The 11,891-nt window shown below is 61.1% G+C and carries 9 protein-coding genes, 2 tRNA genes and 1 pseudogene; 8 read left to right on the top strand and 4 right to left on the bottom strand.

The window, feature by feature from the left end; genetic code table 11:
- The first annotated feature begins 29 nt into the window (after window positions 1–29).
- The 6 genes and pseudogenes from HHL21_RS07490 to HHL21_RS07465 all read left to right on the top strand — a co-directional run bounded on the left by HHL21_RS07490 (window position 30) and on the right by HHL21_RS07465 (window position 5,415).
- Window positions 30–224, top strand: coding sequence for a hypothetical protein (locus tag HHL21_RS07490; RefSeq protein WP_169464636.1), 195 nt, complete (start codon window positions 30–32; stop codon window positions 222–224).
- Window positions 225–584: 360 nt separating this feature from the next.
- A complete protein-coding gene (locus tag HHL21_RS07485; RefSeq protein ID WP_169464635.1) occupies window positions 585–1,688 on the top strand; it encodes an acyltransferase family protein in 1,104 nt (367 codons plus the stop codon).
- A 228-nt stretch (window positions 1,689–1,916) separates the two neighbouring features.
- Window positions 1,917–2,248, top strand: a pseudogene (locus HHL21_RS07480) (IS66 family transposase); the annotation flags it as partial.
- A 230-nt stretch (window positions 2,249–2,478) separates the two neighbouring features.
- Window positions 2,479–2,709 carry a hypothetical protein gene (locus tag HHL21_RS07475; protein WP_169464634.1) on the top strand — a complete coding sequence of 77 codons (231 nt, stop codon included), beginning with the start codon at window positions 2,479–2,481 and terminating at the stop codon, window positions 2,707–2,709.
- Between the two features lie 232 nt (window positions 2,710–2,941).
- Window positions 2,942–3,526, top strand: coding sequence for a TOL_0243 family YfiR-like periplasmic protein (locus tag HHL21_RS07470; RefSeq protein WP_169464633.1), 585 nt, complete (start codon window positions 2,942–2,944; stop codon window positions 3,524–3,526).
- Window positions 3,526–5,415: a sensor histidine kinase, YfiR-like protein-associated gene (locus tag HHL21_RS07465; RefSeq protein ID WP_169464632.1), complete on the top strand. Its 1,890-nt coding sequence runs from the start codon at window positions 3,526–3,528 to the stop codon at window positions 5,413–5,415. The genes HHL21_RS07470 and HHL21_RS07465 overlap by 1 nt, the downstream gene beginning before the upstream one ends.
- Window positions 5,416–5,468: 53 nt before the next feature.
- On the opposite strand, the gene HHL21_RS07460 is transcribed toward HHL21_RS07465, so the two are convergent.
- The 3 genes from HHL21_RS07460 to HHL21_RS07450 form a co-directional block, all read right to left on the bottom strand.
- On the bottom strand, window positions 5,469–6,017 hold the full coding sequence (locus HHL21_RS07460; RefSeq protein WP_169464631.1) for an FxDxF family PEP-CTERM protein: 549 nt from the start codon (window positions 6,015–6,017) through the stop codon (window positions 5,469–5,471).
- A gap of 440 nt (window positions 6,018–6,457) precedes the next feature.
- A tRNA-Arg gene (locus tag HHL21_RS07455) sits at window positions 6,458–6,534 on the bottom strand.
- A gap of 168 nt (window positions 6,535–6,702) precedes the next feature.
- A tRNA-Arg gene (locus HHL21_RS07450) sits at window positions 6,703–6,779 on the bottom strand.
- A 234-nt stretch (window positions 6,780–7,013) separates the two neighbouring features.
- Here HHL21_RS07450 and HHL21_RS07445 point away from each other — a divergent pair.
- Window positions 7,014–8,174 (top strand): alpha-hydroxy acid oxidase, encoded by a 1,161-nt coding sequence (locus HHL21_RS07445; RefSeq protein WP_169464630.1) that lies wholly within the window; start codon window positions 7,014–7,016, stop codon window positions 8,172–8,174.
- Between the two features lie 9 nt (window positions 8,175–8,183).
- On the opposite strand, the gene HHL21_RS07440 is transcribed toward HHL21_RS07445, so the two are convergent.
- A complete protein-coding gene (locus HHL21_RS07440) occupies window positions 8,184–9,128 on the bottom strand; it encodes a D-2-hydroxyacid dehydrogenase (RefSeq protein ID WP_169464629.1) in 945 nt (314 codons plus the stop codon).
- Between the two features lie 173 nt (window positions 9,129–9,301).
- Between HHL21_RS07440 and ligD the strand changes: the two genes are divergently transcribed.
- A complete protein-coding gene (ligD, locus tag HHL21_RS07435; RefSeq protein ID WP_169464628.1) occupies window positions 9,302–11,833 on the top strand; it encodes a DNA ligase D in 2,532 nt (843 codons plus the stop codon).
- Window positions 11,834–11,891: the final 58 nt, after the last annotated feature.

Genomic DNA, 11,891 nt, shown 5'->3' with positions numbered 1-11,891 from the left:
ACTACTCACTTAGCGTTGGGTATCCTGGCATGCGTGTCGATGAGATTCGAGGGCGCTGGAAAGTCGAGGATGACACTGGCCGCTCAATTCTCTTTTCTGGGATCGTGTGGGCTGGTATTGAACCGCAGGCGGGCAATGGCTATTGGTTGGCTAAAATTGAAGGCCACTCACAAAAAATTTGCCTGGACGGTGAAGGAATTACCTGTTTCTCAAAAAAGAAATAACGCAGGGCACGGCACGGAGCACCGGGTCAGCAGGGCGCGGGGTGAGTGCCGAGATTTGGTCGCGGCCTCAGGCACGAGCACGGGAGCGGCACGGGATCGGTTCATAAGGGGCAGGCTTTTTTGGCCGGGTAAAGCCATGGGGATAAATATGACTACATCTGGTTTAATTTAAGCTGAAAACGATATTTCGCGAAGGTGCGAGGAGGTAACGTGGCTCCACCATCAGAACTGCCTATTTTCACGATTCACCCGAATACGATGAAAGGTCGGCGATTTACGCGCCTGTGACGGGCGCGTCTTGACACTTGAGTCCACTTCAAGGCATATTCAGTCCATTGAATTTTTGATAGCGCGGGAAAAATGAACAAAGCCGTCTCCACTTACCTCGATCTGATCCGATTATTAGCCGCGGCGGCAGTTTTCATCGTGCACGCACATTACATCTTGCCACATGGGTTCCCTATTCTCTGGCGCTTTGCGGGACTGGGTGGCGACGCGGTTACCACTTTCTTCGTACTGTCCGGCTTTGTCATTGCGTACGTGTCGCAAGTTCGCGATTTAACGCTGACCTCCTATTTAACAAGCAGGGCCGCCAGGCTATATAGCGTTGTGGTTCCGGCACTATTACTTACAGCTGTGCTCGATGTCAGCGGTGCGATGATTAATCCGGCGCCGTACGAAGGGCTATTGAACGATCCAGTTTGGCGCATCGCTGCCAATTTACTTTTTGTTAATGAACTGTGGTTTGGTACGACTCGACCTCTGAGCAATATCCCGTTCTGGTCACTCGGGTATGAGGCATGGTATTACGTGATATTTGCTGCTGCGTATTATCCCCGTAGTGCAGTGGTCAAGTACGTTGGCGTTACGATTGCCTGCCTGATCAGCGGGCCAAAAGTCCTGCTCTTACTGCCTGTCTGGCTCCTCGGAGTGGGAGCCTACTTCATGACGCGAGACCGCAAGCCGACGGCATTTATTGGCTGGACTCTGGTAATCGTCTCGACCGTCGCCTATGTTGGCTTGCAGTATGTCGATGCACATTCCCGATTGTTCGATTGGTCGCTGGCAATATTTGGCAAGGATCTTGAACTTCTCGGGACGTCAAAACGGTTCTTATACTGCTACATCGTCGGCATACTCATGACATTGCATTTAGTCGGTTTTATTTCGATTGCGCCGAGGTTTACGTGGTTGGCCCAGAAGTTCGGGGCGGCTGTACAAAAAGGAGCTGCCTATACCTTCGCAATCTATTTATTGCACTATCCGCTACTGCAGTTCGCCACTGTCGTGACCGACGGCCACCTTAACGTGAATGCGCAGGCCCTTGTTGTGGTAGGAAGCTCGGCTCTGGCGATTTGGGGATTAGGTAACGTAACTGAGATGCGCAAGGGACATCTGAAGCAAGTCTTTTCGGAATGGTGCGATGCGATCGTGAGAAAGGTGCGTGCCAACCCAGCGCCTTAGCGCAGCCATTATTGTGGCGTTTTGGCGCGGATTCGCCGCGGATTGCGGCTTGTTTGGCTGTGAGCCGAGACCGGGCGCGAGCACTACGAATCCAGGAAATGACAACGCCCACCGGCATGAGTGGGCGTTGCGTGAACGATGTTTCTCGCTCCTAATCCAGGCTAATGCGCAGCACTTGGCCGCCATATGGGAACGCCTGGGGAATTGGGCCGGGCACGATGCTGAAATTGGTTACCTAGGCCGCGCCGTCAGGCCCGATCCAGCGGCACGGCCAAGGCCATCGAACATGCGCTCAAACGATGGCCAGCGCTGCAGCGCTATGCCAGGTCCGGCAGCCTGCCCATCGATAACAACCCGGTCGAGAATGCGATCCGCCCCATCGCCCTCAGCAAGAAGAACTGGCTGTTCGCTGGCTCCGAACGGGCGGGTCGCCATGCCGCTGCCATCCAGAGCCTGTTCGCCACGCATGCTGGCTTGCCGACACACTCGAAAAACTCCCTACCTGCCCGAACAGCAAAATCGACTCGCTGCTACCGTTCGCGAACTCTACACAGGCCTAGGTGCAGATGGAAGGTGGCGCGGTTGGCCGCTTACACGAGGTGTTCAACACTTACCGGGGACATAGCCAAAAAAAACCCGCTACAGTGAGCGGGCTGAATCTATTCTTGGAGGAGAATAGAGGAGACAGGTGCAATAATGCCGCATGGCAACATTGAGTGCCAATGATTGTTTGTGATATCGGTTATCAGACATCTGTATACTTGACGGATTGATACATCGAGGAGGCAAAATGGCGAGCGTCGTGTGCCACCGGAAGGTGAATATCGTCGTGCTCGAGGCGGGCGAAACGATCGCCGACTACTGCAAGGGCGGCGACATCGCCATCGCTGTCACACCGGAGGGATGGTGGACCAGTTTCGTCGATAAAGACGGCACAGTCGACAGCTACGACCGGCCGTATGCCAGCTACAATGAGGCCCTGTGGGCGGCCAAGGCCGCGGCCGAATTCGGCCTGGGATAGCCGGCGCGGCGTCAAGGATGCCGGGCCGTCCCGGTGTCAACCGGAAAAATAACGACGACCAACTACTTGCAGTCTCATGCACCGCTTTGTGCAGTCCAGAAAATGTTCTACGATAGCAAGCATGAGTGACAAACAAACGATCACCCCTCCGATGCCCCGTCCGGCCGGGCAGCGGTTCACCGGGCCGGCGATGGCGCCGGCCATGACGTACGCGCGCGCCTAGCTCATGTTCGTGTCCCGCCCACCCGTTGCAAAGCTGCCGCGCCGCCGCGTGCTGGCGGGCCTGCTGGCGCTTGCCGCGGCTGCGCTCGGCCACGGCGCGGCCCATGCGGACGGCGGCGGGGCCGGGCTGGAGCGCAGTGTCAAAGCGGCGTTCCTCTATAAGTTCCTGATGTTTACCGAATTTCCTGCCTCGGCCTTTGCCGACCCTGCGGCGCCGCTGGTGATCGGCGTGGCTGGCGCAGACGACATGGCGCGCGACCTGATGCGCCTGGTTGCCGGCCGCACCGTCAACCGGCGTCCGGTGCTCGTGCGCACGCTGCGCGACAGCGATGCGCCGGACGGGCTGCACCTGCTGTTCGTCGGCGGCAGCGATGCAGGACAGCTGGCGCGCCTGGCGCGACCCGGCCAGCAGGCCCCGTTGCTGATCGTGACCGAGGCCGAGAACGGCCTCCAGTACGGCAGCGTCATCAATTTCCTGATTGTCGCGGAGCGCGTGCGCTTCGACGTGTCGCTCGACGCGGCCGACAAGAACAAGATCAAACTTAGCTCGCGCCTCCTGACCGTCGCGAACCATGTGCACAAGGGCGCACCGTGATGCAACACGATACTGGCTCCGTTCGCAGCAAACTCATCATCATGGCAGTGTCCACCACGCTGGTGGCGCTGCTGGCGGCATCGATGGCGATGCTGGTGTACGACCTGCGGACGTTCCAGCAATACTGGGTCGACGACCTGATGACCCAGGCCGACATCATGGCCAGCGTCAGCGCGCCCGCGCTGGCGTTCAACGACAGCAGTGCGGCGCAGAAGAACCTGGCGGTGCTGAAGGTCCGGCCGCAGATCCTGTCGGGCGCCATCTACACGGCGGCCGGCACCCGCTTTGCCGCCTACACCCAGCAATCGCGCGAGCCAAGCTATCCGGCCCGTCCGGGGCGGCCCGGCTACAGCATCGAGCGCGGTGAACTGGTGGTGTATCACAACATCATCGAGAACGGCGAACTGCTCGGCACCGTCTACCTGCGTGCGCGCTATGCGCTGGTCGACCGCATGCTCGATTACGGCATGATCCTCGGCGCGGTGATGCTGGCAGCGCTGGCGATCGCGGCGCTGGTGGCGTCGCGGCTGCAGACGGGCATCACCACGCCGCTGCAGGCGGTGACCAATGTCGCCCGCGAGGTGATGCAGCGGCGCGACTTCAGCCTGCGCGTGCCGGGCCATGAACGCGGCGAAATCGGCGTGCTGGTGGCGGCGTTCAACGACATGCTGGCCGAGATCGGCCGCCGCTCACACGCCCTGCAGGAAGCGAACCTGACCCTGGAGCACGAAATGCAGGTCAGGCACCGGGCCGAGCAGGCGCTGCTGCTGGCCGACCGCCGCAAGGACGAATTCCTGGCGACGCTGGCGCATGAACTGCGCAACCCGCTGGCGCCGATCCGCACCGGGCTCGACATCTTGCGCATCCGCAGCGGCGACGCCCAGGCCACCCAGCGCGCCACCGACATCATGGAACGCCAGTTGCGCCAGATGGTCAGGCTGGTCGACGACCTGCTGGACGTGTCGCGCATTAACACCGGCAAGTTCGCCATCAAGATGGGGCGGGTCGAACTGAAGGCGGTCGTCAACGATGCGCTGGAAGTGGTGCGCTCGTACATCGAATTGCATGGCCATGAACTGGTGATCGATTTGCCGGACCGTCCGGTGTTCCTGCACGGCGATGGGACGCGGCTGGCGCAGATCCTGTCGAACCTGCTCAATAACGCCGCCAAATACACCAACCGGGGAGGGCGGGTCAGCCTCACCGCGCGGGTCGAGGACAAGATCCTGACCGTGTGCGTGGCCGACAACGGCATCGGCATCGCGCCCGAAATGCTCGACCATGTATTCGAGATGTTCGTGCAGGTCGATTCGACGCTGGAGCGCACCAATGCGGGCCTCGGCGTCGGGCTGTCGCTGGCGCGCCGCCTGGTCGAGCTGCATGGCGGTACGATCGAGGCGAGCGGCGGCGGCGTCGGGCGCGGCAGCGAGTTCACGGTGCGCCTGCCGATCGTCGTCGAACCGGAAATGCCGACCAAAAGCACGCCCGCCGCCTACATCAGCGCGGAAAACTACCGCATCCTGCTGGCCGACGATAACGTCGACTTCGTCAACAGCATCGGCGCACTGCTGTCGGCCATGGGCCACAGCGTGGTGATCACGCACAATGGCCCCGACGCGCTGACGGCCGCGGCGCGCTTCTGTCCCGACTACGCCTTCCTCGACATCGGCCTGCCGAAGATGTCGGGCTACGACCTGGCGCGCGGCATCCGCAAGCTGCCGTGCGGCTCGATCACGCTGCTCGTCGCGGTGACGGGATGGGGGCAGGAGAAGGACCGCCAGCTGGCGTTCGAGGCCGGATTCGACCATCACATGGTCAAGCCGGTGCGCTTCGAACAGATCGAGGAAATCCTGAGCAACCGCAGCCTGATCAAGAAGGTAAGGGGCTGACCGACGAAAAAGGGAAGCGCAAGGCTTCCCTTTAAAGTACCGGAGCGTGCAGCTCAGGCCGCCGTCTTCTGGCGGCGGCGCGCCATCCAGCCGACCAGTCCCAGGCCTGCCAGCATCATGCCGTAGGTTTCTGGTTCTGGCACAGGTACCAGCATCACCGCACCGCCGAAGCTGCCCGACGTATCCGACACCATGGCGCCGCTCACCTGCAGGTAGTAATTACCCAAAGCCAGGTTATCGGTCGACAAGGTCCAGACATCGTTCATGCCGGTCATCAGCGAAGTGCCATTGGCGATCAGCGTACCAGCCTCGCTGTAGACCGACAGGCCGGTGATGTCGAGGCCGGTGCTTGCCGAACTGCTGATGGACGAGATGATCGCGTCGATGTTGTGCGGCAGTTCCGTTACCGAGAAGGTGAAGTGGTCGGAGAAGGTATCACCCATGTTGTCCATGGCGAAGGAATCGCCAAAGAAGCCGCTGCCATCAAGTAAGGTCAGCGCCTCTGGCGGCTGGCTGATGTCTGCCTGGGCAAGCGCCACGCCGGAACCGAGCGACGCAGTGGCAAACACGAATGCAGCTACCAATGATTTCGTCTTTTTCATTTGTTACCTCATAGAGATACAGCCGCGTCCTGCAGCTTGGTTTATCGAGAACCGGGGATCTTCAATTTAGCAAAGCCTCGTTCGGAATCGGACAGCACGCGCGTTTCAATCATGACGGTCGTTACGTTTTCTAGATGTAAACTGATTTGCATTTCCCAATTCGCGGAGGGCGCCGCCATAGGGGAAGCGCCGGTTTTAGATTGCTGAATTGAAAATATTGACTGGATTGCCATTTGTTCGTCGGTCTGGTCCTACGTCGAGACGGCGGGTGTTCCGGGGCAGCCGTTATGGCCGGGTTTGCTCGACCCGACCTGGCTGCCGGGAATTGGCAGGGGAGAATCAAACAGATGAGGTATCGAAGCGTTCAAAGCGATCGACGAAACGGACAGGCAAAGAAAAAAGGCCTGGAGATTTCTCTCCAGGCCTTTCGTCCTGATTCTTGGTGCGGCTGGCAGGAATTGAACCCACGACCCCTTGGTTCGTAGCCAAGTACTCTATCCAGCTGAGCTACAGCCGCCGAAGACAAGATTATAGCAGCAGTTTCAGAAATATCAAAGGGTACATCCGGCATGTCTATTCTGGCCATCCCCTGCGGAATAATCGCTGACGGTCAGGAGCCCGGAGTTTCGATTTCAGAAAAGAAAAAAGGCCTGGAGATTTCTCTCCAGGCCTTTTAACCTGATTCTGGTGCGGCTGGCAGGAATTGAACCCACGACCCCTTGGTTCGTAGCCAAGTACTCTATCCAGCTGAGCTACAGCCGCGAAGGCAAGCATTGTAGCAGCTTCGTTTTATTTGCGGAAGTTTTAATTTCTACTTCAGCACTTAAACTCTGTTGCCCTCCGGGCTTGCGCGTCCGAAGAAGCAGCATTGTAGGGGGACGGCCGCAGTTTGTCCAGAGCCGGTTGCCAAAAGTTCGCATTCGATTTTTCCGGCTTGCCCGGCTCATCTGGTAGATTACAGGAAACCTGTTTACAACCAGCTCCCGGGACGCCCGCATGACCATCATTAATACAGTTGAAGATTTGCGCGTGCTTGCAAAAAAGCGCGTGCCGCGCATGTTCTACGATTACGCCGATGCCGGGTCGTGGACTGAGTCGACTTACCGCGCCAACACCGAGGACTTTGCGAAGATTAAGTTTCGCCAGCGGGTCGCGGTGAACCTGGCCGACCGCAGCACCAGGAGCGTGATGATCGGCGAGGATGTCGCGATGCCGGTGGCGCTTGCGCCGACCGGCCTGACCGGCATGCAGCACGCCGACGGCGAGATACTTGCCGCGCGCGCCGCCGAGAAATTCGGCGTGCCGTTCACGCTGTCGACCATGAGCATCTGCTCGATCGAGGACGTGGCGGCCAACACCACGCGCCCGTTCTGGTTCCAGCTGTACGTGATGCGCGACCGCGCCTTCATCGAGCGCCTGATCGAACGGGCACGCGTGGCGCGCTGCTCGGCGCTGGTGCTGACACTCGACCTGCAGGTGCTGGGCCAGCGCCACAAGGACATCCGCAACGGCATGACGGCGCCGCCCAGGATGACGATGGCGAACATCCTCAACCTGATGACCAAGCCGCGCTGGTGCATGGGTATGCTCGGCACGCAGCGGCGCAGCTTCGGCAATATCGTCGGCCACGCCAGCGATGTGTCGGACATGTCGTCGCTGTCATCCTGGACCTCGCAGCAGTTCGACCCGGCCCTGTCTTGGGACGATGTCGAGTGGATCAAACGCCGCTGGGGCGGAAAACTGATCATCAAGGGCATCATGGACCCGGAAGATGCGCGCCTCGCCGCCGACTCGGGCGCCGATGCGCTGATCGTGTCGAACCACGGCGGCCGCCAGCTCGATGGGGCGCAGTCCAGCATCGAGGCCTTGCCGGCGATTGTCGATGAAGTGGGGCAGCGCATCGAAGTGCACATGGACGGCGGCATCCGCTCGGGGCAGGACGTGATCCGCGCGCTGGCGCTGGGCGCCAAGGGGGTCTACATCGGCCGCCCGTTCTTGTACGGGCTCGGCGCGATGGGCGAGGCGGGCGTCACGCGCTGCCTGGAGATCATCCGCAATGAACTCGACCTGACGATGGCATTCTGCGGCCTGCGCGACGTCACCCGCGTCGACCGGAGGATCCTGTTGCCGTCGACCTGCCCGCCAGGCTGCAGGTAAGGGCCGCCGTCAGAGGACGTTGATCGGCGCGCCTTCGGCGAAGGCTTCGATGTTATCGATCAGCATGTCGGCCAGCGTTTGCATCGCGCCGCTGCTGGCCCACGCGACGTGCGGCGTCAGGATAAAGTTCGGCAGGTTCAGTTCGAGCAGGGGGTTGCCTGCCGTCGGCGGCTCCTTGCTCAACACGTCGAAGCCGGCGCCGCCGATCACGCCTTCGCGCAATGCCGCAGCCAGCGCGGCCTCGTCGACCAGCCCGCCGCGCGCGGTGTTGATCAGGAGGGCAGTGCGCTTCATCGTGGCCAGTTCCGCTGCGCCGATCATGTTGCGGGTCTGGTCGTTCAGCGGCAGGTGCAGGCTGACGATGTCGCAGCTGCGCAGCAATTCGGGCAGCGGCAGCACCGTGGCGCCAGGGTCCGACACCGGCGAGCGCGACATCACGCACACCTCCATGCCGAACGCGCGCGCCAGCAGCGCCACCTTGTGCCCCAGCGCGCCATAACCGACGATGCCGATCCGGCTGCCCGCCAGGTCGCCGATCGGATGGTCGAGCAGGCAAAAGCGTTCCTGCGCCTGCCAGCGCCCGGCCGCGACGTCGGCGGAATAAGCAAGCAGGTTACGGCGCAGCGCGAGGATCAGGGTGAATACATGTTCGGGCACCGACACCAGCGAGTAGTTGCGGATGTTCGACACCACGATGCCGCGTTCGCGGCAGGCGGCAAGGTCGACGTTGTCGGTTCCGGTGGCGGCTACGGCGACCATCTTCAGTGCGGGCAGGCGCGCGATATCCGCGGCGCGCAGGGGGACCTTGTTGGTGATGGCGATGGTGGCGTCTTGCAGGCGGATGGCGGCATCGGCGGGCGTCGTGCCCGGATATTCGCTCCACTCATGCTCAAAGGAGGGGCGGCGCACGTTGGCGTCGAGGCTGTCGCGGTCGAGAAAAACGATTTTTTCCATGTGGCCTCTGCCGGCTGGGTTTCGATATGCACCGCATCCGATTGTAGACCAACTCGACAGCGGCTGCTAAGACCGCGTTAACTTGACAACCACTGACGAACCGTTAGCTAACGTACAGTTTTCCCGGCGCGCGGATTCTAGACTCGGCGATATCGTCAAATACAAGGCAGGCCATGGCAACCGCCGATCCGCTCAAGGTGTACAAAGCCAAACGCAACTTCGCGATCACGTCGGAACCTGCCGCGGGCGGCAACGTGGCGGTGGGGAAGCTCACCTTCGTGATCCAGAAACACTGGGCAAGCCGCCTGCACTACGATTTCCGCCTGGAACTGGACGGCACCATGAAAAGCTGGGCCGTTCCCAAAGGCCCGAGTTACGACACCAAGGACAAGCGGATGGCGGTCCACGTCGAAGATCATCCGATCTCGTACTCGGACTTCGAAGGCACCATCCCTGAGAAGCAGTACGGCGCCGGCAAGGTCATCATCTGGGACAAGGGCACGTGGGAGCCGCTCGGCGATCCGCATGAAGGCTACGAAAGCGGCAACCTCAAGTTCGAAATCCATGGCCATAAAATGCACGGCAAATGGGTGCTGGTTCGGATGAAGGGCAAGGGTGAAAAACAGGAGCCCTGGTTGCTGATCAAGGAGAAGGACGACTACGCGCGGCCGGCGACGGAGTTCTCGGTGGTCGACGAAATGCCCGACAGCGTCAAGGCGCTGACGATGCCCGGCGCCGGCAAGGCGAAAGTAAGGCCGGCGACGGCGGCAAAGCCCGCGCGTGGAAAGGCGCAGCCTGAAGCGGTCAAGGCCGCACTGCCTTCCATGCTGTCGCCCGAGCTGGCGACGCTGGTTGACAGCCCTCCATCTACGCCCGAAGACTGGATATTCGAGATCAAGTTCGACGGCTACCGGCTGCTGGCGCGCGTGGAAGGAAAGCAGGTCAGGCTGTTTACGCGGAATGGACACGACTGGACCCACAAGCTGCCGACCCTGCAGAAAGGGCTGGCCGCGATGACGCTTCCCGACGGCTGGTACGACGGCGAGATCGTCGTCCACGACGAAAACGGCAAACCGAACTTCGGCATGCTGCATCTGGCGTTCGACGGTTCCAATACGGCGGAAATCGTTTACTTCGTGTTTGATGCGCCATATTGCAACAGCTACGACATGCGCGCAGTGCCGCTGGAAGCGCGGCGCGCGATGCTGCAGTCCCTGCTGGAGAAAGCGCCCTCCGACATGGTGCGCTTCAGCGCCGAATTCGGAAACGATCCGCAGGAGCTGGTCATCGCCGCTTGCAAGATGGGCCTGGAAGGCGTTATCGGCAAACGGCGCGACTCGCGTTATGTCGAACGGCGCTCGCCCGAATGGATCAAGCTCAAATGCGGCCAGCGGCAGGAATTCGTCGTCGGCGGCTACACCGACCCGCAAGGCTCGCGCACCGGTATCGGCTCGCTGCTGCTTGGCGTGTACGACAAGGACGGCGTGCTGCAGTACGCCGGCAATGTAGGCAGCGGCTTCAATGAAGCGACCTTGCGCGAGCTGAAGAAACAGCTGGCAGCACTCGACACGGACAAGAGTCCGTTCCCGCCCAAAGCGGTGGCCGGGCGCAAGCCGCACTGGGTCAAGCCCAAACTGATCGCGGAAGTGAGTTTCGCCGAATGGACCAGGACCGGATCGGTACGTCACGCCGTCTTCCAGGGCCTGCGTGACGACAAGCCGGCCAAAGGGATCAAACGCGAAACAGCCAGACACCTGGAGGACTCCATGGCCGCACAATCGAAATCGACTGAACCGGTGGCGCCGGCCGGCAAGCTGCCGGCCAGCCTCAAGGTGACCAATCCAGACCGCGTGATCGACGCGCAAAGCGGCACCACCAAGATTGAACTGGTGCGCTACTACGCGCTGGTGGGTGCGCTGATGATGGAGCACCTGAAGGGCAGGCCGGTATCGCTGGTGCGGGCGCCTGCTGGCGTGGGCGGGGAGCTGTTTTTCCAGAAGCACGCCGAAGTCGGCAAGCTTCCCGGCATGAAGCAGATGGACCAGGCGCTCGACCCGGACCACCCGCCGATGCTGGAAGTCGGCAGCGCCCGGGGGATACTCTCGGCCGCGCAATGGAACGTGGTTGAGTTCCACACGCAGAACGCGACCGGCAGGGCATATGAAACGCCGAACCGCATGGTGTTCGACCTTGACCCAGGCGAGGGCGTGGAATGGCCGACGATGCAGGAAGCCGCGCAACTGATGCGCGCCTTCCTCGACGAGCTCGGGCTGCCCGGCTTCCTCAAGACCAGCGGCGGCAAAGGCCTGCACGTGGTGGTGCCGATCAAGGGCGGGTATGACTGGGACACGGTCAAGGACTATTCGCAAGCGATCGTGCAGCACATGGCGATGACGTTGCCGGACCGGTTCGCGTTCAAGAGCGGGCCGCGCAACCGGGTTGGCAAGATATTCATCGACTATTTGCGCAACGGACGCGGAGCGACGACGGCGTGTGCCTGGTCGGCGCGGGTGCGTCCGGGACTGGGCATCTCGGTGCCGCTGGCGTGGGATGAGTTGAGTGTGGTCAAGGCCGGCGACCAGTGGAACGTGCACAACGCGCACACCAGGCTCGATCGCGGCAATGAGCCGTGGGCCGCGTATGCGAAGAGTGCTAAAACGCTGGCTGCGGCAATGAAAAAAATGGGGTACAAAGTAACTGAGTAGACCTCCAGGATGCCCTTTCCGGCCCCGTGGACAGAACTGGACAATCACCGGTTTTGTG

Source organism: Massilia polaris (genome assembly GCF_012927275.1).
In the GTDB taxonomy this organism is placed as follows: domain Bacteria; phylum Pseudomonadota; class Gammaproteobacteria; order Burkholderiales; family Burkholderiaceae_D; genus Telluria_A; species Telluria_A polaris.
Note: the sequence above shows the minus strand (reverse complement) of the source record. Positions and strands in the feature narration are given on the sequence as shown.

Excerpts from the sequence above, each read along its gene's own strand:
- HHL21_RS07490 (WP_169464636.1), top strand. The coding sequence starts at position 30 with ATGCGTGTCGATGAGATTCGAGGGCGCTGGAAAGTCGAGGATGACACT.
- HHL21_RS07485 (WP_169464635.1), top strand. The coding sequence starts at position 585 with ATGAACAAAGCCGTCTCCACTTACCTCGATCTGATCCGATTATTAGCC.
- HHL21_RS07475 (WP_169464634.1), top strand. The coding sequence starts at position 2,479 with ATGGCGAGCGTCGTGTGCCACCGGAAGGTGAATATCGTCGTGCTCGAG.
- HHL21_RS07465 (WP_169464632.1), top strand. The coding sequence starts at position 3,526 with ATGCAACACGATACTGGCTCCGTTCGCAGCAAACTCATCATCATGGCA.
- HHL21_RS07460 (WP_169464631.1), bottom strand. The coding sequence starts at position 6,017 with ATGAAAAAGACGAAATCATTGGTAGCTGCATTCGTGTTTGCCACTGCG.
- HHL21_RS07445 (WP_169464630.1), top strand. The coding sequence starts at position 7,014 with ATGACCATCATTAATACAGTTGAAGATTTGCGCGTGCTTGCAAAAAAG.
- HHL21_RS07440 (WP_169464629.1), bottom strand. The coding sequence starts at position 9,128 with ATGGAAAAAATCGTTTTTCTCGACCGCGACAGCCTCGACGCCAACGTG.
- ligD (WP_169464628.1), top strand. The coding sequence starts at position 9,302 with ATGGCAACCGCCGATCCGCTCAAGGTGTACAAAGCCAAACGCAACTTC.